Source organism: Alcaligenes pakistanensis, from assembly GCF_014652815.1.
GTDB lineage: Bacteria > Pseudomonadota > Gammaproteobacteria > Burkholderiales > Burkholderiaceae_B > Alcaligenes > Alcaligenes pakistanensis.
This window is the reverse complement of sequence record NZ_BMZN01000002.1, coordinates 730,132-755,247: the sequence shown is the minus strand read 5'-3', so window position 1 is coordinate 755,247 and position 25,116 is coordinate 730,132. Positions and strand designations below refer to the sequence as shown.

Genomic DNA, 25,116 nt, shown 5'->3' with positions numbered 1-25,116 from the left:
CCCTCATTAAATAAACTGGAACAAACGAGCAGATCCCATAGGCAGCAGACAAGAAAAATCCCCGCTGGCACAACAAAGTCCAAGCGGGGATTCCAAAACCTCTGGATGAGCAGAAAACTAGGTCATCAACCAAACAAACAATACCGCCCCCAAAGCAATTCGATACCAGGCGAAGGGCCGATACGTACGGCTGGAAACAAAACGCAGCACCGCCTTCACCAAGAACAGAGCACTGAAGAAGGCCGCTACAAAGCCGACAATAATCGCCGTGCCTTGATCGGCACTTAAAGACGCGCCATTGCGATACAAATCATAAACCGTTGCCGCTAACATCGTTGGCATCGCCAGAAAGAAAGAAAACTCCGTCGCTGTCTTACGCTGAATACCGGCCAGCATGCCGCCGATAATCGTCGCTCCCGAACGCGAAGTGCCTGGCACCATCGCAACACACTGGGCAAAGCCAACCACCAAAGCCTGCTTCCAGGTGATCTCCTCCAAAGCAAAAGCCGTGGCCTTTTGCGAAGTCGCCGTTTCTCCCTGATTAGCCTCAGACGTATTCTTCGCATATTGCGGCTTGCGCTCCACCCACAGCATCAGCAAACCACCCAGGATCAGCGTGAACACAAACACAATCTGATGATGAAACAGAGCTTTGACATACTGAATCGTCAAAGCACCAATCACCGCAGCGGGCAAAAAGGCGATCAGCAGATTACGAGTAAACATCATCTCGGTGCGATCACCCCGCAAGGTTCCCATGATCAGTTGAATCAAGCGGGCACGGAAAATCCAGACCACAGCCAAGATCGACCCGAACTGAATCACGACCTCAAACACCTTGGCATCACCCGAGGAAAAATCAATCCAGGAGCCTAGAATCAGCAAGTGTGCCGTGCTGGAGACCGGAATAAACTCCGTAATACCTTCGATAATCCCCAAAAACAGGGCCTTCAACAGATAGATAGTTTGCTCAGTCATGTTGCGTGAATCAAAGCCAATAAAAATTAAGATGCCAGGAACGGATCAATTTGTTCATCATCGTTGGGCACGCGCTCCAGGCTGACCTGGGAAATGCGACGCCCTTCCAGCTCTTCAACCTTGAAGCGATAAACCGCATCACTCTGTTCAAGAACACAGACATCACCTACCTTGGGCAACTGACCGAAACGCGTCAGCAGATAGCCTGCCAAGGTGGCATATTCTTCATCTTCATCCACCAGACCATCCACCCCCAGCATTTGCTCCAGGTGATGTAGGTCGGTAGAGCCGTCCAATAGCCAGTGGTCCTGGGACTCTTGGACAATATCGGGGGTTTCGTCCTCGCTGGGGAAGTCGCCGGCAATCGCCTCAAAAATATCCAGGGGCGTAACCAGTCCTTCAATCGTGCCAAACTCGTCGGTCACCATCACCAACTGTCCACGGCTTTGCTTGATGGTCTCCATCAAGTTCAGAATTTCAATGGACTCGTACACAAACACCGGCTGACGCAATTGGTCCAGACGGACATGACCATGAATCAGCAAATCTGCCAGTAACTCTTTGCTTCGACCAATGCCAATAACCTCATCGAGCGAACCGCGACACACGGGCACCATACTATGAGGTTCATGAGTCATCTTTTCGAGCAGAACCTCGGGCTCATCCTGAATATTGAGCCAGGTAATGGCATTGCGCGGCGTCATCACCGAATGCACAGTGCGTTCGGACAACGTCAGCACGCCACTGACCATATTGCGCTCTTCCTGACCAAACACCATTTGCGCACCACCACCGGGCAGATCAGGGCCAATCGCTGCGGCACCCGAAGCAGGACTCTTGCCCAACATGCGCAACACCGCCTCGGCCGTGCGTTCGCGCATAGGACGCCCCGCCTGCAAAAGCCGCAATTTGCGCCGCGCCAGCTGGTTGAACATTTCGATCAGGATGGAGAAAGAAATTGCCGCATACAGATAGCCCTTGGGCACATGCACACCAAAGCCTTCCACCAGCAAAGAAAAACCGATCATCAACAAAAAGCCCAGGCACAGGATCACCACCGTGGGCCGGCTGTTGATGTAAAGAGTCAGAGGTTTGGACGCCACCAGCATGATGCCAATAGCAATGACCACCGCCGCCATCATGATGGGCAGATGCTCCACCATACCCACGGCAGTAATCACCGCGTCGATGGAGAACACCGCATCGAGCACCACAATCTGCGCCACGATGACCCAGAAGCTGGCGTACATGCGAGAACCAGACGCGTGTGCGCTACGGTTCTCAATGCGTTCGTGCAGTTCCAGCGTGCCTTTGAACAGCAAGAAGAAACCACCCACGATCATGATCAGATCGCGGCCTGAAAAATCCAGGCTAAGGACAGACACCAAAGGATCGGTCAACTGCACCAAAAAGGACATGACCGTTAACAGGCCAAGGCGCATCAGCAGGGCCAAAGACAAGCCCAGCACCCGAGCCCGGTCACGCTGCGCCGGAGGCAGCTTGTCGACCAAAATTGCAATGAACACCAGATTGTCGATGCCCAACACAATTTCCAGAACAACCAGTGTGAGTAACCCAACCCAGGCGGTCGGGTCCATCAACCACTCCATCTCAGCTCCTTGGCGCTGTCATTAAAAGAACACCCCGGCGGTGCCGGGGTCTAGGTTCTTAATCTTGCATGTGCGACAACATCTGGATAAAGATCTTCGGACTGGCAGCAAGCACATTGCCCGTTTCTTTCCAGGTCTGCTCGCCTTCAAAGTCGCCCACCAGACCACCGGCTTCGGTAACCAGCAAAGTGCCGGCAGCCAAATCCCAAGGCTTCAGGCCAACCGCGCAGAAACCGTCCAAACGACCGCTGGCCACATAAGCCAGATCCAGAACCGTTGCACCGACGCGACGAACAGCCGCGCATTCGGACAGCATATCGGCAAAAGGAGAGGTGGTTTTCACGCCAGCGCCCGAATCAGGCACGTGAGCACCGATCAAAGCGTCGTGGTAACGGGTCTGACCCGAAACACGCATACGACGATCATTCAGGAAGGCACCGCCTCCACGGCTGGCTGTGAACAGCTCGTTACGCGTTGTGTCGTAAATAACCGCATGGGCGGTTTGGCCACGGTGCAACAGGGCGATGGAAATCGCATAGCAAGGAAAACCGTGAATAAAGTTGGTGGTGCCATCAAGCGGATCAATAACCCACTGGTACTCAGGGGTACCTTCACCTGCGGGCTCCAGCGGGGGACGCTCGCCGGTTTCCTCTCCAATGAAGCCATGGTCGGGATAGGCTTCGCTCAACACTTCAATAATGGCTTCCTCTGCTGCGCGATCCACTTCCGTGACATAATCTTTAGGGCCTTTACGCGCAACCGACAGGTGCTGGAGGTCTAGGCTGGCGCGAGAGATAATGGTGCCGGCACGGCGAGCCGCCTTGATGGCGGTATTGAGCATCGGGTGCATGGAAATTCCGTTTTTTTAACAATAATTGAGCCTGCCTGGCGTGCCCTGTTGCAGGGCAAAATCGCGTGAGCAGACACAGGAAGCGTAGCTTCAAAGTAGCTATTTTAAATGACTCAGACGCAAGCATCGGCATTTGATGATAATTTTCACCGGGTTCGCTTCATTATGGTGCAACCCAGCCACCCTGGAAACGTGGGCGCAGCCGCGCGAGCGATCAAAACCATGGGCTTTGGCGACTTATGTCTGGTCGACCCGCTGGACCCGGACGTTGCACAAAACCCTCAAGCGATCTCGCTGGCCAGCGGCGCAGTGGACGTTTTGGAGCGTGCAACGATTGTTCCCACGCTGGCACACGCGCTGGAACCCGTCACGCTGGCCTTTGCCCTGACCGCCCGCCCCCGCTACCTGGGGCCTCCTGCTGCCGATATACGACAGACGGCCGAACTCAGCCGCGTTCACCTGCGCGAACAGACCGGCACAGTCGCGATTGTGCTGGGCACAGAACGCGTGGGACTGACTAACGAGCACATCAGCCAGTGCCAGTATCTCTGCCATATTCCGGCCAACCCTGAATACAGCTCCCTGAATGTGGCCCAGGCCCTGCAACTGGCCGCCTGGGAACTGCGCTACGCCCTGCTGGCCGAAAGCGGTGCCAGCTTGCTGCCCAATACCGAGGGCAAAGCCGACCCTGGCAAAGAGCTGGCTCCACAAGCCAAGGTCAAAGCCTTGCTGCAGCACTGGGAACAGGCCATTGAAAGCGTCAAATTTCTGGACCCCAAGCACCCCAAAAAACTGGTGCCCCGCATGCAGCACCTGCTGGGACGCGCCCAGCTCAGTCTGGACGAAGTCGATATGCTGCGCGGTCTGTGTACCGCCATGATCAAGACCGCAAAGACCGCAGGCCACCCCATTCCTGAGCAACGCCAGGACGACTCGGCAGGTCCTGAGCGCCATTAAAGCGTGCCACCATCAAGCCTATGCCCCCGGCTCGCCACAGCCAACGGGCATTCGAGCTTGATGAGCGATCACAGAGTGGACACTTTGACGGCTGGCGTATATTCTTACTGAGTTACTTTTCGGTAAGCATTAGCTGTTTTCAAGCATGAACACTCCCGAGACCGTAGAACCGCAGGATCAGGCTGGGCCGCGTACATTGCAACGCGGCCTGCTGGTGCTCAAGACTTTGCAGAATCACCAAGGCAAAGGATTGAGTGTGACTGACCTGTCGCGCGCCACCCAGTTGCAGCGCCCCACTATCTATCGCCTGCTGGCCGCCCTAATCGATCACGGTCTGGTCCAGAACAGCAGCCATAGTCGCCGCTACAGCGCAACGCGCCAGGATCAGGGCCTGTTTGGACTGGACCCGCGTGTCACCACCATGCAACCCATCATGCAAGAGCTGGCGCAGCTAACTGGTGATGCGGTCTTTCTGGTGGGACGCGACGGCGACGACTCCATTAGCCTGTGGCGCGAGATCGGCCCCTATCCGGTACAGATTCTGGCCACCTATGTGGGCAAGCGCCAGCCTTTGGGCGTGGGCTCCGGTGGCATGGCTTATCTGGCCACGCTGGGTGACGAAGCCATCGAACAGATTATCGAGCGCAATGCGAATCAGCTGGATCAGTACGGCGGCATGACTCAGCGTGAAATGCGCCAGCTGGTGAGCAATACCCGTATTCGCGGCTATTCAGTCGTCGGCAACTACGCGGTGCGTGGTGCCCTGGGTGTAGGCTGCGCCCTATGTGATCACAAAGGCCGTCCTATTCTGGCCATGAGTGTCACGGCAATCACCGAACGCATGCCTGCTCCTCGTCAAAAAGAAATTGCCGGCTTGCTACGTGATGCACTGGATTCGGTAGCCGATAAGTTTTAAGTCTGGGCAATCGTCCGGCCCGGCTCTCTGCACTCAAACGACCCTGAAAACCCGCTAAAGCACACAGAATTTTCTGTGTGCTTTTTTGCGTCTCGGGCGATTGCCCACTCTTTCTTCCCATCCTTTACCCGTTAACTCAGGTCGAGCGACGAGCACCAGCCTACTAAGACTAAAACGACGATCCAACCATCGCCCGGTCCTCTACCAGTTCCACGTCTCAAAATCCTCTGATAGAAACCAAGTCCCCATTTTCAAACCGCGCCTTATCCCTGACTCGGACTGTTTCCCGAATCAGTTCGTTTTAGATAAATTCCCCCATCACTTAAAAACAGCCCGCTTTATATCTAAAGCCGCCGGTACACATGCCTGCACGCCCGTCTTCTCCTAGGGTTAACGCGCCATCGTTTCGCCCGGCGTAAATGAACACACATTTGCTTTATTGATCTGTGCCCGAGCCTATCGCTATCTTGTGGGCACAACGATAAGCCCACTAACGGCACACCATAAAAACAAGGAAGGCGAGATACAGGCAACAGTCATAACCGAGGAGTGCGCGCTAGCGGGACTGTGTATCCAGCATCCGAACCCAGAAGCCGACCCACTAGCCAGGTCGGGGAGACAAAAACAAGGATAAGTTCATTATGAACACCACTGCTACCATCACGGCCAAACCCAGGCCAAACTTGTTGACTCGTTTTACCAATATCTGCGTGCGTTACGTAGAAAAGTGGATGCCCGACCCCTATCTCTTTGCGGTCATCCTCAGTTTGCTGGTTGTTGGAATGATTGCCCTGTTCGTGGACGGCGCCACCCCCGGAGGAATGGTGGATGCCTGGTATCGCGGCGTATGGGGACCTAAAAGCATTTTCACCTTTGCCTTGCAAATGGTGCTGATTTTGGTGACAGGCTACACCCTGGCCGAAGCCCCCCCATTAAAACGCGCCATTATCTGGCTGGCGTCCCGCGCTCGTACTCAAGTTGAAGGTGCCCTGCTGTGCTTTGCCGTAGGGGCCATTTTCTGCTTGCTGAACTGGGGCCTGGGGCTGGTTGCCGGGGCCTTAGTCGCCCGTCAAGTGGCTCGCCGTCTGCCCAATGTGCATTTTGGTTATCTGATTGCCTCGGGCTATATGGGCTATCTGCTCTGGACTCAGGGCCTGTCCAGCTCCATTGCCCTGGCCAACACCGACCCCACCAGCCCCATCAACGTCATCCACCAACTGACCGGCATGACAATCCCTTTTAGCCTGACTATTTTCCAGCCTTATAGCTGGATACCGGTCGTGGCCCTGATCATTCTGCTGTTTCTGACCATCTGGCGCATGGAGCCGGACTACGCCCTGCCACCCGACCCTGCCGTCTTTGCCGATATTGAAAAAGACCTGCCCAAAAACAAGCCCACCACCCCGGCCGAAAAGCTGGAAAACCTGTGGATTCTGAATGTGCTGTTCTTTGCTGCGGGTATGTACTACTTCGTGCGCAGCGGCTTTGCACTGAACATCTCATCCATGATCATGCTGTTCACCGTCACCGGTGCCCTGCTGCACTGGACTCCTATCCGCTTTATCAAAGCCTTTGTCGAGTCGGCCAAGACCGCTGGTCCGCTGATTCTGCAATATCCGCTGTACGGCGGCATTATGGGTTTGCTGGCCTACATCCCCATGGATGGCGGCCGTGCACTGGAAGAAATTCTGTCCTCTGCGCTGGTCACTGGGGCCAATGAATACACCCTGCCCTTTTTGACCTTTATCGCGTCCATCATCATCTCGCTGTTCGTGCCTTCGGGGGGCGGACATTGGGGAGTGCAAGGCCCTATCGCTGTGCAGTCGGCTCTGGCGATAGGCCAAAACAGCCCTGCCTATCTGGGCCTGATGTCCATGGCGGTGGCCTTTGGCGAAGCAGTTGCCAATATGATCCAGCCCTTCTGGCTCCTGCCCGTGCTAGCCATTGCGCGCCTGAATGTGCGGCAGGTAATGGGCTTTACCGTTGTGGCCTTCCTGATTGGTACCGCCGTGTTGACGATTGCTATTTTTATTGCACCCTTCACGCTCTAAGGACCCACCATGTCTATGACTGATTTCGCCGCCCGAAACAAGACATCCAGCCAAGCGGCCGCAGAAGCCGCGCTTGCCCGCTACGAGCAAACTGAGGATCTGATTCAGGCCTTTGCCCATCTGGACAAAGAGCAAGTGCGGCGCGTCGCCAAAGATCAAGAGCAGAGCACCGGCCCCTTGAAGGGGCTGGTGGTTGGCATCAAAGACTTGATCAATACCGCTGATGCGCCAGCCACCTATGGCTCGCCCATTTATCAGGACAACCGTCCCACGCAGGATGCGGCCATTGTGCAGGCGCTGCGTGCGGCGGGTGCCGTCCCTTTCGGCAAAACCGTGACGACGGAATTTGCATTATTCAGCCCGCCCAAAACCCGTAACCCCTGGAACCTGGAACATACGCCGGGTGGTTCCTCCTCGGGGTCCGCTGCTGCCGTGGCCGCAAATGTGGTTCCCGTGGCCCTGGGTACCCAAACTGCCGGTTCAGTCGTGCGCCCGGCTACTTTTTGCGGCATTTATGGCTTCAAACCCAGCTTCGGCGCTCTGCCCACAGAGGGGCTGAAAACCATCAGCCCCTCTTTAGATACCTTGGGCATTCTGGGCCAACGTCTGGAGGACATACGCCACGTTTTCAATGCCCTGCGTACGACACCAGAAGTGCCGCACATCTTGCTGCAAGCGCCCTTGCGCCTGAGCTTTTTGCACACACCCTGGTGGCCAGACATTGCGACCGATTTACGTGATCGGCTGGAAACCGCCGTGGCCCATCTGCAAGCAGACAGCAGCCAGTTTGAAGTGGAAACCAGCGACAAGGACAACGCATTCGGTGCCCTGACTCATGCCCAACAGGCTGTGATGGGCGCTGAAGTTCTGGCCCACTTAAGCCAAGAGCGTCAACACCACGCCGCCCAGCTCTCACCCGTTTTACAGACTTATCTGGACAAGTGCGCCCAGACCAACCCAGCCGAACTGATCCAGGCGCAAAGCACCATCGATCACGTCAAGCGCCAACCTGATCTGCTCTTTGGAAATGCGGACCTGATTCTAAGCGCGGCGGCCCTGGGCGAGGCCCCCACACGCGACACCACTGGCGATCCGGTCTTGTGCCGGGCCTGGACTGCGCTGGGTATTCCATGCATCAACTTACCCATTGGCTTTGGCAGCCACGGCCTTCCCTTAGGACTGCAAGTCGCCGCCCGCCCTGGACAGGACGACCTGCTGCTGGAGGCCGCTACCCGCATCGCCCATCGCCTGGGCACACTCACTATCGCGCTGCCTGAACTCCGATCCTGACGCATCGGGCAGCTTATTAACGGATCACATCGACAGAGGTATGACAGGGAACCCAATGACGGACAGCAACTGGAATCTTAAGAATCAAGCCCGCCAGCAAAGACTGCAACGTGCCAGCCGCGCACTGGGAGACGCTTTGCAAGGCAAAATATGCAGCACGGATAAGGCAAGCACCCTGCTGGAGGCCGTTTTACAAGTGGGAGATCGAGTGTGTCTGGAAGGCAATAACCAGAAGCAGGCCGACTTCCTGGCCGATGCGCTGCTGGGTGTTGATCCGGCGCAGATTCACGACCTGCACATGGTGCAATCCGTGTTGGCTTTGCCCCAGCATCTGGATGTGTTTGAAAAAGGCATTGCCAGCCGCCTGGACTTCAGCTTCTCCGGCCCGCAGGGCGCACGCCTGGCCAGATTGGCCTCAGCAGGACGGCTGAATATCGGTGCCATTCATACTTATCTGGAATTGTTTGCCCGCTACTTTGTCGATTTGACCCCGAATGTCGCCCTTATCGCAGCCCAGGCTGCCGATGAGCACGGCAATCTGTACACCGGCCCCAATACGGAGGACACCCCGGCCATTGTGGAAGCCACCGCCTTTTCCGGCGGCATTGTGATCGCCCAGGTGAATGAGCTGGTCGACAGCAAGACCACTCGCCTGCCGCGCGTAGATATTCCTGCCGACTGGGTGAACTTTGTAGTGCCTGCCTCGCGCCCGCACTTTATCGAGCCGTTATTTACTCGTGACCCGGCTCAGATCAGTGAAATCCAGGTCTTGATGGCCATGATGGCGATCAAAGGAATTTATGCGGAATACGGTGTGCAACGCCTGAACCACGGCATTGGTTTCGATACCGCTGCTATTGAATTACTTCTACCTACTTATGGTGAATCGCTGGGCCTGAAAGGCAAAATCTGCCAGCACTGGGCCTTGAATCCCCACCCCGCCTTGATCCCTGCCATTGAAGCAGGCTGGGTGCAATCGGTGCACTCTTTTGGTTCCGAGCTGGGCATGGAGAACTATTTACGTGCCCGCCCCGATGTGTTCTTTACCGGCCCTGATGGCAGCATGCGCAGCAACCGTGCTTTTTGTCAGGCTGCGGGTCACTACGCCTGCGATCTGTTCATCGGCTCTACCTTGCAGATTGATCTGCATGGCAACAGTTCCACCGCCACACTGGGCCGCATTGCCGGTTTTGGTGGTGCACCCAATATGGGGGCCGATGCCCGTGGCCGTCGCCATGCCAGCCCCGCCTGGTTAAAGGCCGGACAGCAGGCCCGTGCAGGACGTCAAGGCGTTTCTGGTACGCCGCGTGGTCAAAAACTGGTGGTGCAAATTATGGAAACGTTCCGCGAACACATGACCCCAGCCTTTGTGGACACCTTGGATGCTTGGACCCTGCAAGAGCAGACCGGCATGGATCTGCCGCCCATCATGGTGTATGGCGACGACGTCACCCACATTCTGACGGAAGAAGGTATTGCCAATCTGTTGCTGTGCCGTACCGACGAGGAACGCGAGCAAGCCATACGCGGCGTTGCGGGCTATACGCAAGTGGGCCTGGACCGCGATGTCCGTATGGTGGAAAACCTACGCGACCGCGGCATTATCCGTCGCCCCCAGGATCTGGGCATAGACCCACGCCAAGCCACCCGCAACCTACTGGCCGCACGCAGCATGCGCGATCTGGTTCAAGCCTCCGGTGGGCTGTATCAACCCCCGGCACGCTTCCGTAACTGGTAATGGCCCGCACAGCGAATTGCATTAGGAGATCACGATGACAAACATTCCTCACGGCCTGGAAACCCTAGCCTACAGTTTCAAAGGACACGCGCCCATCGGCACTTTCCAGCCCGTGCTGGTTGGCGTGGTGGGTTCGGGAAATCTGGAGGTTCTGGCCGAACCCACAGACAGCCCCGAATGCACCATCCACATCCACACCTCGGCACGCGGTTTCTCCACGATCTGGGACGCGGTGGTGCGGGACTTTCACCAACGCCATCCGCTGGCAGGTATCCACTTTGACATTAACGATATGGGCGCCACCCCTGCCGTGGTCAGCCTGCGTCTGGATCAGGCCGCTATCGAGGCCCTGGCCCGCAGCCAAGCACAAGGAACACCGTCATGAGCAGTTATCTGGAGTGTTCTGCCCGCCAGCGCGTCCAGGCCTTGTTTGACGCCCACAGCTTTCACGAATGGCTGCCTCCTGCGCAACGCTTGAGCAGCCCGCATCTGGCTCAACTGGGTGTGCCCTCGTCCTTTGATGATGGCGTGGCCATCGGCCAGGCTTTGCTGGATGGGCAGACTGTTTATATAGCCGCCCAGGAAGGCGAATTCATGGGCGGTGGGGTGGGCGAAGTTCACGGAGCCAAGCTGGTGGGTCTGTTACGTCGCGCCATGATCGACCGCCCTGCTGGCGTCATCTTGCTGCTGGAGTCCGGCGGTGTGCGCTTGCACGAAGCCAATGCCGGTTTGATCGCCGTATCCGAGGTCATGCGTGCCCTGCTGGACACGCGCAACGCAGATGTCCCCGTGATTGCCTTGGTCGGCGGACAAAATGGCTGTTTTGGAGGCATGGGCATTGTGGCCCGCTGCACCAACCACCTGATTATGAGCGACGTAGGCCGACTGGCCATGTCCGGTCCCGAAGTGATTGAAGCCTCGCATGGTGTTGAAGAATACGACTCCCAAGACCGCGCCTTGGTCTGGCAAACCAGTGGTGGCAAACACCGTTGGCTAACGGCGGATTGCGACGATCTGGTGTCCGACACCGTGGCTGCTTTCCGTGCTGCTGCGCTGCGCGGTTTAAAGAGGCCAGCTCGTGGTCCGGTCACCCTGGAAGAACTGGAACAAGAACATAGGCTGCTGGCTCAGCGGGCCGCCCTGCTGCCTGTCGAGCAATGGGAGCAAACCGACAATCAGGCCCAAACCTTGTGGCAAGCACTCGGCGTAAAACAAACAGATCAAGTTGGGCAGATGGATGCGACGGCTGTCAAAGCATTGCGCAGCCAGGAGGTGCTGTCATGAAATGGGAAACGCTGGTGCAATCGCTGTTCGACCAACAGCACACCATTACCGAACAGGATTTATTTTTGCAAGGTAATGCCGAGTTTGATGGCCAGACCTTAGCAGTCATCGGCACGACGGAACACGCCCCCATCGGCGTGGCCTTGGCGCTGATGCAGGCGCAGGCGGTGCTGGATACGATCAAGAACCATCCGGGTCGCAGCCTGTTGCTGTTGGTGGATACCCAAGGCCAGCAACTGCGTCGCCGCGACGAGTTGCTGGGCATTAACCGAGCTATGGCCCACCTGGGTATGTGCCTGGATCTGGCCCGACGCCAAGGCCACAAGGTCATTGGTCTGGTCTATGAACAGGCTTTATCGGGTGGCTTTATTACCTCCGGACTGATTGCGGATGCCTGCTATGCCGTACCTGAAGCCGAGATCCGCGTGATGCGTATTCCTGCCATGGCACGCGTCACCAAACTGCCGGAAGCCATGCTAGAAGAACTGGCGCAATCCAACCCGGTATTTGCCCCCGGTGTCGACAATTACGTGGCCATGGGTGGCATTCAGTCTGTGTGGGACAACAACTCGCCCGAACAGCTACGCGCGTCTCTGCGTGCTGCCTTGGCTCAATCCAATAATCGTGATCGCCGCGCCAGTGATGGAGCGGAGCGCGGTGGCCGTCGTATGGCTGCACAGATCATTGAGCAAGTCTTGCAGGCGTCCTGATGAACGCCCCGCTGCCCGCCCGACGTCATCACCTGATCACGCTGGAAAGCACCGCATGGGATCAAGTGCTGGCTGATCTGGAACCTGCCAGTCATGCCTATCAGTGCTTGCGCAGATGGCATGCCAAAGGGTGGCCGCTGGTAGTCAGCCGTCAGCCGGGCGAACTGAGCAGCGGGCAGCTGCAAGTGGGGATTCCTTTGCCCACGGATTGGGGACGGCAGCGTCTGTCCCTGATCATTCCCCACGCTTTAAGCCTGACGTGGGGAGGTTTTCCTCCCGCCCATGAGGCCCAGACTTTATTGCCCGTTTTCCTGGCACAAGACTGGCTGAGTTTGTGCCAGCAATTGCAGGCACAAGGCTGCAAAGCACAAATCTACGGTAGCTACGGCTGGGAATTAATCACCGGGCAGGGCTATGTACGAGAAGGCTCGGATCTGGATTTGATGCTGCCCGTACAAAGCGCAACGCAGGCAGATCTGCTGGTCAAAGTATTGAATGAAGCCGGGGACATCAAGGGCCTGCCCCGCTTGGATGGCGAGTTGCTGTTTCCCAACGACGACGCCATCGCCTGGCGCGAGTGGCAGCAATGGCGCAGCGGTGCCAGCAGCAAAGTGATGATCAAGCGCACTGATGGTTTACGCATTCAGGCGCACTCGGACTGGTCCGAACACACCTCTACCTTGGAGTCTTCTCATGCGACTTGATGTCATTGAACAGGCGGCCTTGGCCAATCTGCCCCAGGCTCAAGACGCCACCAATTCATGCCATTCCTGGAGCTGCGCGGCCATAGGCCGAGCTGCCGTTCTGGCGCTGTACGACGAACTGATTCTATCTCCAAAGCCGGGGCTGGTTTCCTTACTCGACAGCGGTAGTCACAAGGATATGGATGCCCGTACCTTTTATCGAAGTCTATTTGCCTTGCGCCACTATTTCATCGATATGGCGGCCCTGGGCCAACAGCGTGTTTCATTCAGCCAGCTGCAAACTCGCGGGATTGCAGCGGAGGCTCGCATGCAGGCAGCCACTGGGGGAATCAATACCCACAGAGGCGCCATTTTCATGCTGGGCCTGCTGTGCGCAGCTGCAGGCGCTTGCCTTCCTTTTCGCACCCTGACTCCCGCCACGATTCGGGACCAACTTCAAACATTATGGGGGGCCGCTTTACAGGCGCGCAGCCTGCAAGTGTCGTCCGCTCTGCCGGGCGGACGGGCGGTACGCCGCTATGGCTTGCAAGGCGCAAACCAGGAAGCAGCCCAAGGTTTTCCCACCTTGTTTGAAACGGCCTGGCCCGCCTGGCAAGTCGCTGTCAAAACTTTGTCTCCGCACAGCACACCAGTGGCAGAACAGAAATTGCAAACCGTGGGTTTGCATACCTTCTTTTCTGTTATGGCGGTCTTGGACGATAGTAATCTGGCCCATCGTGGCGGACTGGAGGGGCTGCACTATGCGCGCCGCTGCGCCACACACTACCTGCAAGCGGGCAGTGCGTTTACCCCCGATGCGGTGCAACGAGCGCAAACCGTGCATCAGGCCTTTATGGAACGGCGCTTATCCCCCGGAGGCGCAGCCGATACCTTATCGGCCTGCTGCTGGCTGGACCGTTTGCAAGCATATGCACCCGGTTGCGCCAGCCAGCGCCGCCCTACTGGAGCCTGGCTATGAAAATCGCCCTGCTGTTCTCCGGGCAGGGTATGCAGCACGCTGAGATGCTGCCCTGGATCACTCCGGCGCATCCCTTGCTGCTGCAAATGCAGGAACAATTGCATGTTCCCGATTGGCGAGCCGCCATGTGCGATGCTAACTGGGCCAGTACCAACGCGAATGCTCAGGTCGTGCTGACGGCGTGCGCACTGGCGGTCTGGCAGGAGCTGCAAGAACATATACCCGCCCTTCAAGCTCCTGCTCAAACCTTGGTGGCAGTAGCAGGCTATAGCATTGGCGAGTTGGCCGCCGCTTCCGTGGCCGGTGTTCTATCAGCCAGCGACACCGTCAAACTGGCTGGACTGCGTGCCGCCTTGATGGACCAGGCTGGAGCTGGACAAGACAGTGGCATGCTGGCGATCAGCGGAGTTTCGATTCGGACGATTGAGCAATGGTGCGAGGCGCAGGGCGCGGCATTAGCGATACGCAATGGTCCCGATAGCGCCGTGTGTGCAGGGCCCCGTAGCAAGCTTGCCGCCTTGGAGAAATTTGCTCAAGAACAAGGAGCTCGTTGCACGCCATTGGCCGTGAATATAGCTTCCCATACCCATTGGATGAGTAGCGCAGCCCAAGCCTTTCAAGAGCATCTGGAGCAAAGCAAGCTGAGCACTCCCCGCCTGCCCTGGCCTACGAATGCCGGCGTGTGGGTGCATAACGCAGCCACGGCAGCACAGGCTTTATCGGCACAGATGATGCTAACCATGCAATGGGACTCCTGCATGGAGCAGATTGAAGAACGACAGCCAAATTTGGTGCTGGAAATCGGGCCAGGGCGCAGTTTGGCGACCATGTGGAATCAACGCTATCCCGAGATTCCGGCGCGTAGTGTGGATGAGTTTCAAACCCTGGACGGTTTGCAGCGCTGGTTGTCACGCTGGGCGGGATAGGTAGGCATCTACACGCTGGGTGAGCGGAAGGCCAGTCAGGACAGCATGGTTGGGAGTCGTTCGTCTCCCCGAAAAACAGGCAAATAAACATCCAAAAACCGTCCTACTTCAAGCCGACTTCTGCGCTTCCTTCTCCAATTGAGTTCGCACGATCCGACACGCCCGCAACAGGCTCAAGACATTTGGGCTGCGTTCACGCGACTTCATGCAGACCAGACCAATACGCTGCGAATGCTGGTACTGAGGTTCCAGGCTTAACCACTGAATCTTGTCAGAGAAAACATCCTTCGCGCGGGCGGGCAATAAGGAACACCCCACCCCACCGCTGACCAGACTCATCAAGGAAAAGATATCCCCAGTACGCATCACAATATCGGCTTCAAAACCCGCCTTGGCCAACATGCGCTGCATATCTCGCCCGGTCGCAAAGTCGTCGGTTAGCGATACAAACCGTTCCTTGGAGCAGCGCTCCAAATCCACGACAGACGACGTCGAGCCCTGCCAATCCATGGGAGCGGCAAACAAGAGTTCATCATCAAAAATTGGCAGCACTTCAAGGTCATCAGGCTGCACCTGTGGCAGCTCGATCAGGGCGGCATCGATATGACCGCTGCGCAGCTTGTGCAGCAGCTTCTCGTTGGAATCCAGCACCAGATCAATCTGCAATAAAGGCTTGTGGACCTTCAACTCCACCAGCAGGCGCGGCACCAGACGAATCGTCAGCGAATACATGGAACCAATACGCAATTGATCCGAGGAATAGCCGCCGGCTTCGCGGGCTGCATCAATGCCATGCTGCAAGGTGCGTATGGTTTCTTTCGCAGCCTCGGCCAGCTCGCGGGCCGATTCCTGCGGAACCAGATTGCGTCCCTCTTGCAAGAACAAAGGACAACGCAGCCCTTCTTCCAGACTTTTCAATGCCCGATGCACGCTAACCGCACTGGTGCCCAATTGCTCAGCGGCACGAGCAATCGTGCCGGCTTCCAAAAAGGCCAGCAGAACTTCCAGGCGTCTTACCGTGATTTTTTCGTCAATCAGAAACATCGTGGGGGCAGGTAGAAAACAGCGGTGAAGCAAAGAATACAGTATGGGGGAAGCCTCAACGAAGGCCAATGCAGGCTAACCCGAAAAAAATGCCCCAAGCCGCTAAAAGCAAGGCTTGGGGCATTTCTATTTTAGATCAGAACGGCCAGCTCCTGAACCTGGCACGATCGCGCTCAAGCTCTGAAAGCCAGAGCGCAAACCACGGCTTAAGCGGCTTTTTTCTCACCACTCGCTTGCACGATTTCGCGCACAGGGACTGGCGTCTGCAAACCAGCCTCATTCAATACTTGAACTGCACGGCGGAACAAGTCAAAGCGCGCATCCCAGAAATCTGCCGCATTGATCCAGGCTCGCAGGTTTACGGTGATCACACTGTCTTTGTATTCCATGACCATAACGAGCGGTGCTGGGTCCTTCAATACCTTGGCGTGTTCATCCAGCAGCTTTTGCAATAGCTGGATGGCCAGTTCCAGATCATCGCCATAACGGACGCCCACGCCAAAATCCAAACGACGGGTCGCATTACGGCTGTAATTGATGATGGGGTTGCCCCAGATCAGGCTATTGGGCAAGGTGAACTGAATCCCGTCCACTTGCTCAAAGCGGGTCAGGAACAAACCGACTTCCTGCACGGTACCGTCGCCTTTACCGACTACCGACACAAACTCACCGGCACGCAAGGGACGCAGCATCAGCAACATAATGCCGGCTGCGATATTTTGCAGTGTGTTCTGCAAGGCCAGGCCCACGGCCAAACCGGCAGCACCCAAAACCGCAATAATGCTGGCTGTCTGTACGCCAAAACGCGCCAGTACGGCGATCAGCACAAAGATGCGAATCGTCCAGACCGTAACGGACTGGGCCATAGGCACAATAGTCGGGTCCACTCGGGGGGAGCCGGCCGCCATCCGCTTAATGGCACGACCAGCCACGGCAGATAGCCACCAGCCAATAATCAGAATCAACAAAGCGATCACGACATTAAGCGCAATCGCGACAACGGCGGGGAACTCCGTCATCCAGGCTTGCAATTTTTCCACGTTTCAATCTCCTCAATAAAATGACAAAGAACCGAAGGGACTGGCCGCTAAGGGTAGACATTGCTAGTGCGCATCATAGCCTTGGGACACACTTGAACCCAAGTTGGGCAAGCGCTCCATCTTATCCCCGAAAACTGTGGATAGCTCATAGGAAAAACTGGGCAAATCACAAAAACTGCCTGCAGTATCAGCGACTTAAAAAGGGCGAACAGAAAACAGCCAAACCGGAAAATAAGCGCCACCTTATCCCCGTAAAATGTGGACAAGTCACAGGATAAGCCGTGAATCACTGCATTTAACACAATGCAATCAATGACTTAAAACAGCTGATCAGAGAATCGACAATTCTTTACCATTTTTTTCTCTGAACCGAGCCCAAGTGGCCGGAAACAGGCTTATCCACAAAAGATGTGCATAAAAATAGGGAAAACCCCTGTATTAACAATAAATCCCTTTATAAAACAAACCTCTAAGTAGGCAGGTCAGCAATTCACCATTTTGCTCATTCTGAGCCCGTCACTCGCCACAGCGAAGCCAGCCAATGTTGCTCCTGTGGCGGCTTGTCCGTAGGGCGATAAAAGTGGTCTATATAGTCAAAGCCTGCCTGTTCCAGACGCTGCGACCACTGCTCCCAACTGTAGTAACAGCCATAGCGCTGACCATGCCAACCCTCTTGTCCCTGCCCGCGCGGATTGGAGGCAAACAGGACACCACCGGCTCGCAAGCTGTGCCGTAATGCAGCGAGCACACCCGGTAAGTCGGCGCTAGGGATATGAAATAAGACTGCATTGGCAAATACCCCGTCAAAGGCTGCAGCAGGCAACTTCAAATCCAGAAAGTCTTGATGCAGGACGGTCAGGCCTGTTTGCTTGCGGGCCATCTCTACAAAAGCAGCACAGCCATCCAAGCCCACCGGGCGGTGGCCCAGCGCCTGAAACGCCACCAGATCCCGTCCAGGCCCACAGCCCAGATCCAGAATATCCACAGGCCCCTGCGTCGCGATGGCTGACAACAAGGCTTGCCGGTTCTGGCTGACGTCGTGATCCCAGGTGCCATTCCGATAGGCCTGCGCATGGTCCTGGTAATGATTGACGGTGCGACGACTGGTTTCTTTCATCTGAACATCCTTGCCTATGTTATGGGTTTACTTGACGCTGCCTAACGATGGATCGACTATATCCTGAGTCCAATTTGAATCTAATGCCATGAAGCCAAGCTATCCACTCTCCGTCCTAGACCTATCCCCTATTGTTCAGGGTTCCACTCCGGCCCAGTCTTTTCGCTGTTCGGCGGACATTGCCCGTCATGCCGAACAGTGGGGCTATCACCGTTACTGGCTGGCCGAACACCACGGCATGCCCGGTATTGCCAGCGCCGCCACTTCGGTGCTGATCGGGCACATTGCCAGCCAAACCAGCCGCATTCGTGTGGGGGCCGGCGGCATTATGCTGCCCAACCACTCGCCGTTGGTTATTGCCGAGCAATTCGGAACACTAGCCTCCCTGTACCCCGGCCGCATTGACCTGGGCCTAGGCCGCGCACCCGGTTCCGACCAGGAAACGGCCCGCGCTTTGCGCCGCAATCTCAGCAGCGACCCGGACCAATTTCCACGCGATGTGCTGGAGTTGATGGACTATATGTCCGATGAGCCCCGCAACCGCATCATGGCCGTGCCTGGCCGTGGCCTGAACGTACCGGTCTGGATTCTGGGTTCCAGCTTGTTCGGCGCTCAACTGGCTGCCGCCTTGGGCCTGCCCTATGCCTTTGCCTCGCATTTTGCGCCTGCTCAGTTGATGGATGCTATTGAGGTTTACCGCCGTCAGTTCCAACCCTCCGTGCATCTGGAAAAGCCCTACGTCATGTTGGGCTACAACGTCTTTGCCGCCGATACGCAAGACGAAGCCAAGCTGCTGGCCTCGTCCTGGCAGCAATCCTTTGTGAACCTGCGCAGCGGCCGTCCCGGCCAACTGCCGCCACCGGTTCTGGACTATTACGAGCAATGCAGTCCACCAGCCCAACACCTGCTGGACTCTTTGCTTAGCTGTACGGCCATTGGCAATCCGGAACAAGTGCTTGAACAGATGAAGGGCTTCATCCAGCTCACCGGCGCGAACGAGCTGATGCTGAACGCCAATATTTTTGACCACAAGAAGCGCCTGCGCTCCTACGAGATTGCCGCCGAGCTGCGCGGCAGTCTGGTATGAACCCACGTCATCTTCAAGAAACCGCACTGCGCTACTTCCAGGAAGTAGCGCGTTGTGGTTCTATCTCGCAGGCAGCCAGCAATTTGCATGTCGCTACCTCGGCCATCAGCCGCCAGATCAGCGGCTTGGAGGAAAACCTGGGCATGGCTTTGTTCGAACGCCATGCCCGTGGCATGAACCTGACTGCAGCAGGCGAACTGTTATTAGCCCACGCCCGTCGCAGCGCTCTGGATGCCGAGCGTACTTTGCACGATATTGCCGCCCTGCAAGGGCTGCAAACCGGCCTAATCCGCATTGCCTCGTCTGAAGGTCTGGCTGCTCAGTTGCTGCCCCAATGTATTGCCCAATTCCGTCAAAAGAACCAGGGCATACGCTTTCAGCTGGATGTATTGCCGCCTCACCAAATCACCATGCTCTTATTAAGCGGGCAGATTGATATAGGCATCAAATTTACCCAGACAGCGGAAAAAGACATCAAGACCTTGTTTCGGCGCGACGCCCCCGTCATGGCACTGGCCGTTCCCGGCCATCCCGTCACCCGCACCGAGCGCATCAGCCTTAAAAGTCTGTTAGCCCATCCACTGGCCTTGCCCGGTGCGGACACCACCGTGCGACAAATGATGGATGTGGCCTGCAGTGCGCAGAACCTAAGTCTGGCCCCGGTATTTAGCAGCAACCATATGCAGTCCTTGCATCAGTTCGCTTTATCCGGTGCCGGAGTGACGGTCTCTGCCTTATTGTCCGCCCGCCATTTGATTGAACAAGGTTTGCTGCAAGCCAGCTTCATCCATGAGCGAGGTTTATTGAACCGCCAAATTGAAGTACAGGCCTTGGCTGGCCGCCGCTTACCCTCTATTGTTCGCCGCTTTCTGGACGATCTCTTGCCCCAGCTGGAAATCGACCCACAAGCCTTGCCGTAATAGCAACGCTGATCTGCTTATTTGTTGCTGGTTCGGCATCACCGCCTTTCCTATCATCTCTTGATTGAGGAGATAGCCATGACCCGTCCATATAAAGCCCTGAGCACAGAGCAGCCCCTTTCGACACGCCCAAGCTGGCGTCGTCTGGCCCAAACCCTGGTGGGTGCCGTACTGGCCGCCAGCACTCTGGCTACCCAAGCCGCCGAATGGCCGGATCGCCCCATTCGCCTGATCGTTCCCTTCCCCACCGGCGGGGCAACCGATGTGATTAGCCGACTGATTGCCGAAAGCGCTTCCAAAGCGCTAAATACCAGCATTATTGTGGACAACCGCACAGGCGCAGGCGGCACGATTGGCTCGGCCGAAGTGGCACGCAGCAAAGCGGATGGCTACACCTTATTGTTCAGCACCAGCAGCACCCACGCGATTGCACCGCATCTGTATAAATCCCTGCCCTACGATGCCGAAAAAGACTTCACGCCCATCGCCCACTTAGGTGATGCGGCCAGCGTCCTGCTGGTGAACCCCAGCGTTCCCGCACAAACCTTGCCGGAACTGATTGAATACGCGCGCGCCCACCCCGATGAACTGAACTACGCCAGCAGCGGCAATGGCACCATCGTGCATCTGGGCACCGAGGCCTTTTTGAATCAGGCCAATATCGTGATGTCCCACGTTCCGTACCGAGGAACCGGCCAGGCCATTAACGATATGCTGGGTGGTTCTATCCATGTGTTGCTGGACGCTATTCCTACCGGCATGCCGTATGTAAATAGTGGCCAATTGCGAGCCCTGGGCGTGACGGGCCAACAGCGCTCCCCCCTGGCTCCCGATCTACCCACTTTTCAAGAATCCGGCTTGCCGGGCTATGAATCAGTAACATGGTTTGGCCTGTACGCTCCTGCAGGTCTGCCTGACGAGATCCGTGACAAAGCTTATGCTGCTTTTTCACACGCCATTCAGGACCCCAAAGTACGCGAACGCCTGCAAACATTGGGCGTGGACCAACCCCGCAGCACCAGTCGTGAAGAATTTATTTCTCTGGTTCGCGAGGACAGCGCACGTTGGCAAGGCCTGATCAAACTGACTGGAATACAGATTCAATGAACAAGACTGACACCTGTATGGACTGGAACAACCCCTACCCGTCCGCCCGCTCTGCAGTACTTGGCCAAAACATGGTCAGTACCTCCCACCCTTTGGCGGCCCAAGCAGGCCTGCGCATGCTGCATGCGGGTGGCAATGCCGTTGATGCGGCCTTGGCTGCTGCGATCGCGCTGACCGTCGTCGAACCGACTGGTTGCGGCATAGGCAGCGATGCCTTTGCCATCGTCTGGGACGGCAAAGAGCTGCATGGCCTGAACGCATCGGGGCGCTCGCCTCGCGGCTGGTCGCCCGACCGTTTCAAAGGACATGAGGCCATCCCCGACAAGGGCTGGGAAAGTGTGTCTGTTCCCGGTGCCGTCTCCGCCTGGGCCGAGCTATCCAGCAAGCTGGGCCGTTTAAGTCTGGAACAAGTGGCTGCCCCTGCGATTCATTACGCACGGGAAGGCTTTCCGGTATCGCCCGTCATTGCTCGTCTGTGGGAATTGGGCCGTCAGCGCCTGGGCAATCAACCCGGTTTTGCCGAAGCCTTTTTACGGGATGGCAAAGCCCCCGTGGCGGGTCAGTGGTATCAAAATCAGGACCAAGCCAATACCTTGGAGCGCATTGCCGCCACACAAGGTCAAGATTTCTACACAGGCGAATTGGCCAGGCGCATTGCCGACTTCTCCCGCCAGCACGGTGGCGCGATGGACGAGCAGGATCTGGCCGATCATCGTGCTCACTGGTGCGGCACGATCAGCCATCCCTTCGCACAATCTGTCATCCATGAAATTCCACCCAATGGTCAGGGCCTGGCCGCCCTGATGGCACTGGGCATCATGGAGCAAGCCGGTGTAGGCCAGCAGCCGCTAGATCACGTTGATACCGTGCATTTGAGCATCGAGGCCATGAAACTGGCGTTTGCAGATCTGTACGAGCATCACGCCGATCTGGAACACATGATTCATCAGCCCGAGCATTTGCTGGACCCCGCTTACCTGCGCGAGCGGGCAGCCCTGATCACTATGGACAAGGCAGGCGATCCACAACACGGTCTGCCCGGTCCATCGGGCACGGTGTATGTCACGGCAGCCGACGCCAGCGGCATGATGGTGTCCTTGATCCAATCGAACTATATGGGCTTTGGTTCAGGCGTTGTTGTCCCCGGTACGGGCATCAGCATGCAAAACCGCGGCCACGGCTTTACCCTGCGTCCCGGTCATGTCAATGAAGTGGCTGGTGGCAAGCGCCCTTCGCACACCATTATTCCGGCCTTTGCCATGAATGCAGATGGCACTCCGCAAATGTCTTTTGGTGTGATGGGTGGCCCCTTCCAGTCTCAAGGCCATATGCAGATGGCTCTGCGTGTGCTGCTTTACGGCCAAAACCCACAAGCGGCAGCCGATGCGCCACGCTGGCGTGTCACAGGCGGGCGTGGCGTCGCGGTAGAACCCACCTTCGACCCTGCGCTCATCCAGGCCCTGCGCGGACGCGGCCATGAGGTTCTGGTTGAACCTGGCAGCGGCGTGTTCGCCTTTGGTGGTGCGCAACTAATTCTGCGCCAAGGTAATCATTACGTGGGCGGCTCCGACCCACGTAAAGATGGGCAGGTGGCGGCTTACTAAGCCTGGGCATCATCCAAAATCGCTTGATGTTTTGAGCGGGCTTTACACCCCCCCTCAAATCACACACCAGTGCCGTCCTTCACGTCGATGAAGGACGGCACTGCTACATTCAAAACGTACACTCGGGTCAAAAACTGACGCTTCCACGACACAAAAGCTGTGTTTTTATCAGGTTTCTTATAGCCAAACCAAGCGGCTGCGGTACCATCAAAAATTGCCGCTCTCTTACCCCAGAAACGGTTTTTTATCTGTCTAAACGGCCCTGTCATCCTTAGGGCCGTCCGCTGGAGCCCATTTGGTGCTGTCATTTTTTGAACGTCGATTAAACCCCTATCCCGAACAAGATGTAGAAACCCCGCCCAAGGGCTTTTTCGCCTTTATCTGGGCGTGCACGAAAAATTCGCGCGGCTGGATTGGCTTGATGACGCTGACCTCAATTGGCCTGTCGGCCTACGAGGCCATGCTGTTTGCCCTGCTCAGCTTTATCGTCGACTGGCTGCCTTCCATTGAGCCTGCTCAATTTTGGGGCCAGCATGGCAACACGCTATTGGCGATTACCGGTATTTTGCTAGGCAGTGTGGTCTTGATTGGACTGCATACGCTGGTGATGCACCAGGTAATGGCGATTAACTTTCCCATGCGCCTGCGCTGGTTGTTTCACAAGTTGATGCTGAACCAGAGCATGTCCTTTTATGCGGACGAGTTTGCGGGCCGCATCACCACCAAGATCATGCAAACCGCCTTGGCGGTGCGTGAAACCCTGTTCATGGCCGTAGAAGTGGTCGTGGGCATGAGCGCCTACCTGATCGGCATTCTGATTCTGGCGGGCAGTTTTGACCTTCTGCTCATCCTGCCTTTCCTGTTCTGGCTGCTAGGCTATGCCCTGGCGTGCGTCTACTTTGTGCCGCGTCTGGGCAAAGTCGGTGCAGCCCAAGCCGATGCGCGCGCCTTGATGACGGGCCGCATCACGGACGCATATACCAATATCAACACCGTCAAACTGTTTGCCCACACGCGCCGTGAAGCAGACCATGCCAAGAATGCAATGCGCCGCTTCCAGGAAACTGGCCACGCCCAGATGCGTTTGATCAGCATGTTTGAGGTGGCCAACCATGTGCTGGCTACGCTCTTGTTGATCAGCTCGGCAGGCCTGGCCTTGTATCTGTGGTCCATTGGCCAGACAACGGGCGGGGTCGTCGCCGCCGTCATCGCCATGGCGCTGCGCCTGTCCGGCCACTCCCATTGGCTGATGTGGGAGCTGACCAATCTGTTCGAGAACGTAGGCACGATTGAAGACGGTATCAACACCTTGACGCAAAAGCCCACGGTGATTGATGCGCCAGAGGCCAAGCCGCTGCAAATCGAGCAAGGCCGTATCGAGTTTCAGGACGTCAGCTTTGCCTACCGCGATAAAAGCCGTCAGGTTATCGACAAGCTCAATCTGGTGATCAAACCCGGCGAACGCATCGGTCTGATTGGACGCTCAGGCGCCGGTAAATCCACCCTGGTCAATCTGCTGCTGCGTTTCCATGATGTGGATAGCGGCACCATCCGTATTGATGGTCAGGACATTGCCCATGTCACGCAAGACAGTTTGCGTGCCGCCATCGGCATGGTGACGCAGGATACTTCCCTGCTGCACCGCTCCATGCGCGACAACATTCTGTATGGTCGCCCCGACGCCAACGACGAGCTGCTGCATATGGCCGTTGAGCGTGCGGCAGCAGCGGAATTCATCCCGCAACTGCACGACCGTCAAGGCCGTGAAGGGCTGGATGCTCACGTGGGCGAACGCGGCGTGAAGCTGTCTGGCGGTCAACGCCAGCGTGTCGCCATTGCCCGCGTCATGCTGAAAGATGCGCCTATCTTGCTCCTGGATGAAGCCACCAGCGCCCTGGATTCCGAAGTGGAAGCTGCTATTCAGGAAAGCCTGAACACCTTGATGCACGGCAAAACCGTTATTGCGATTGCCCACCGCCTGTCTACCATTGCGGCACTGGATCGCTTGATTGTGCTGGACCAAGGCCGCATTATCGAACAGGGCAGCCACCAGGAACTGTTGGAGCAAGGTGGTCTGTATGCGCGTCTGTGGGCGCGCCAAAGTGGTGGGTTCCTGGGTGAAACCGGCAAGCAAAGTGACTAATAGGTGTCACTTGCTTGCAAAAAAAAACTGACGTTACCTCTTTGTCCCATTAGAATTTCGAAAGATCAAACTTCGCCGTGTT

22 protein-coding genes are annotated in these 25,116 nt (G+C 56.7%); 16 read left to right on the top strand and 6 right to left on the bottom strand.

All coding sequences use genetic code 11. The annotated features are described in order from the left end of the window. Window positions 1–117 precede the first annotated feature (117 nt). The 3 genes from IE156_RS08380 to IE156_RS08370 are packed head-to-tail and all read right to left on the bottom strand — an operon-like array spanning window position 118 to window position 3,438. Entirely contained in the window at window positions 118–978 is an 861-nt protein-coding gene (locus IE156_RS08380) for an undecaprenyl-diphosphate phosphatase (RefSeq protein WP_189392060.1), read from the bottom strand. Between the two features lie 26 nt (window positions 979–1,004). After that, window positions 1,005–2,588 carry a TerC family protein gene (locus IE156_RS08375; RefSeq protein WP_189392059.1) on the bottom strand — a complete coding sequence of 528 codons (1,584 nt, stop codon included), beginning with the start codon at window positions 2,586–2,588 and terminating at the stop codon, window positions 1,005–1,007. A 58-nt stretch (window positions 2,589–2,646) separates the two neighbouring features. After that, window positions 2,647–3,438 carry an inositol monophosphatase family protein gene (locus IE156_RS08370; protein ID WP_189392058.1) on the bottom strand — a complete coding sequence of 264 codons (792 nt, stop codon included), beginning with the start codon at window positions 3,436–3,438 and terminating at the stop codon, window positions 2,647–2,649. 108 nt (window positions 3,439–3,546) lie between these two features. On the opposite strand from IE156_RS08370, the gene IE156_RS08365 reads away from it, so the two are divergent. The 11 genes from IE156_RS08365 (at window position 3,547) to IE156_RS08315 (ending at window position 14,972) form a co-directional block, all read left to right on the top strand. Further along, entirely contained in the window at window positions 3,547–4,395 is an 849-nt protein-coding gene (locus tag IE156_RS08365; protein WP_189392057.1) for an RNA methyltransferase, read from the top strand. 145 nt (window positions 4,396–4,540) lie between these two features. After that, a complete protein-coding gene (locus IE156_RS08360) occupies window positions 4,541–5,311 on the top strand; it encodes an IclR family transcriptional regulator (protein WP_189392056.1) in 771 nt (256 codons plus the stop codon). A 641-nt stretch (window positions 5,312–5,952) separates the two neighbouring features. Beyond that, entirely contained in the window at window positions 5,953–7,362 is a 1,410-nt protein-coding gene (locus IE156_RS08355; RefSeq protein ID WP_189392055.1) for a short-chain fatty acid transporter, read from the top strand. Window positions 7,363–7,371: 9 nt separating this feature from the next. Then, entirely contained in the window at window positions 7,372–8,652 is a 1,281-nt protein-coding gene (locus IE156_RS08350) for an amidase (RefSeq protein WP_189392054.1), read from the top strand. Window positions 8,653–8,707: 55 nt separating this feature from the next. Further along, entirely contained in the window at window positions 8,708–10,390 is a 1,683-nt protein-coding gene (gene mdcA / locus IE156_RS08345) for a malonate decarboxylase subunit alpha (RefSeq protein WP_189392053.1), read from the top strand. Window positions 10,391–10,424: 34 nt separating this feature from the next. Then, window positions 10,425–10,775, top strand: a complete 351-nt coding sequence (gene mdcC / locus IE156_RS08340) for a malonate decarboxylase acyl carrier protein (RefSeq protein WP_189392052.1) — start codon at window positions 10,425–10,427, stop codon at window positions 10,773–10,775. Further along, a complete protein-coding gene (locus IE156_RS08335; protein WP_189392051.1) occupies window positions 10,772–11,674 on the top strand; it encodes a biotin-independent malonate decarboxylase subunit beta in 903 nt (300 codons plus the stop codon). Before mdcC ends, IE156_RS08335 begins: the two co-directional genes overlap by 4 nt. Beyond that, a complete protein-coding gene (gene mdcE, locus IE156_RS08330; RefSeq protein ID WP_189392050.1) occupies window positions 11,671–12,384 on the top strand; it encodes a biotin-independent malonate decarboxylase subunit gamma in 714 nt (237 codons plus the stop codon). The genes IE156_RS08335 and mdcE overlap by 4 nt, the downstream gene beginning before the upstream one ends. Beyond that, a complete protein-coding gene (mdcG, locus tag IE156_RS08325; protein ID WP_189392049.1) occupies window positions 12,384–13,088 on the top strand; it encodes a malonate decarboxylase holo-[acyl-carrier-protein] synthase in 705 nt (234 codons plus the stop codon). The genes mdcE and mdcG overlap by 1 nt, the downstream gene beginning before the upstream one ends. After that, window positions 13,078–14,046 (top strand): triphosphoribosyl-dephospho-CoA synthase, encoded by a 969-nt coding sequence (locus tag IE156_RS08320; protein WP_189392048.1) that lies wholly within the window; start codon window positions 13,078–13,080, stop codon window positions 14,044–14,046. The genes mdcG and IE156_RS08320 overlap by 11 nt, the downstream gene beginning before the upstream one ends. Further along, a complete protein-coding gene (locus tag IE156_RS08315; protein ID WP_189392047.1) occupies window positions 14,043–14,972 on the top strand; it encodes an acyltransferase domain-containing protein in 930 nt (309 codons plus the stop codon). The genes IE156_RS08320 and IE156_RS08315 overlap by 4 nt, the downstream gene beginning before the upstream one ends. A gap of 108 nt (window positions 14,973–15,080) precedes the next feature. On the opposite strand, the gene IE156_RS08310 is transcribed toward IE156_RS08315, so the two are convergent. From IE156_RS08310 to IE156_RS08300, 3 genes are all read right to left on the bottom strand, one after another. Further along, window positions 15,081–16,016 carry a LysR family transcriptional regulator gene (locus IE156_RS08310; protein WP_189392046.1) on the bottom strand — a complete coding sequence of 312 codons (936 nt, stop codon included), beginning with the start codon at window positions 16,014–16,016 and terminating at the stop codon, window positions 15,081–15,083. A 206-nt stretch (window positions 16,017–16,222) separates the two neighbouring features. Further along, window positions 16,223–17,035, bottom strand: a complete 813-nt coding sequence (locus tag IE156_RS08305) for a mechanosensitive ion channel family protein (protein WP_189392252.1) — start codon at window positions 17,033–17,035, stop codon at window positions 16,223–16,225. A gap of 523 nt (window positions 17,036–17,558) precedes the next feature. Beyond that, window positions 17,559–18,173: a class I SAM-dependent DNA methyltransferase gene (locus IE156_RS08300; RefSeq protein WP_189392045.1), complete on the bottom strand. Its 615-nt coding sequence runs from the start codon at window positions 18,171–18,173 to the stop codon at window positions 17,559–17,561. Between the two features lie 88 nt (window positions 18,174–18,261). Here IE156_RS08300 and IE156_RS08295 point away from each other — a divergent pair, with 88 nt between their 5' ends. The 5 genes from IE156_RS08295 to IE156_RS08275 all read left to right on the top strand — a co-directional run bounded on the left by IE156_RS08295 (window position 18,262) and on the right by IE156_RS08275 (window position 25,034). Further along, window positions 18,262–19,260: an LLM class flavin-dependent oxidoreductase gene (locus IE156_RS08295; RefSeq protein WP_189392044.1), complete on the top strand. Its 999-nt coding sequence runs from the start codon at window positions 18,262–18,264 to the stop codon at window positions 19,258–19,260. Next, window positions 19,257–20,180, top strand: a complete 924-nt coding sequence (locus IE156_RS08290; protein WP_189392043.1) for a LysR substrate-binding domain-containing protein — start codon at window positions 19,257–19,259, stop codon at window positions 20,178–20,180. The genes IE156_RS08295 and IE156_RS08290 overlap by 4 nt, the downstream gene beginning before the upstream one ends. A gap of 78 nt (window positions 20,181–20,258) precedes the next feature. Continuing rightward, window positions 20,259–21,287, top strand: a complete 1,029-nt coding sequence (locus IE156_RS08285; protein ID WP_189392042.1) for a Bug family tripartite tricarboxylate transporter substrate binding protein — start codon at window positions 20,259–20,261, stop codon at window positions 21,285–21,287. Further along, window positions 21,284–22,891 (top strand): gamma-glutamyltransferase family protein, encoded by a 1,608-nt coding sequence (locus tag IE156_RS08280; protein WP_189392041.1) that lies wholly within the window; start codon window positions 21,284–21,286, stop codon window positions 22,889–22,891. Before IE156_RS08285 ends, IE156_RS08280 begins: the two co-directional genes overlap by 4 nt. Before the next feature lie 298 nt (window positions 22,892–23,189). After that, complete coding sequence (locus IE156_RS08275) at window positions 23,190–25,034, top strand: ABC transporter ATP-binding protein (protein ID WP_189392040.1); 1,845 nt, start codon at window positions 23,190–23,192, stop codon at window positions 25,032–25,034. Window positions 25,035–25,116 lie beyond the last annotated feature (82 nt).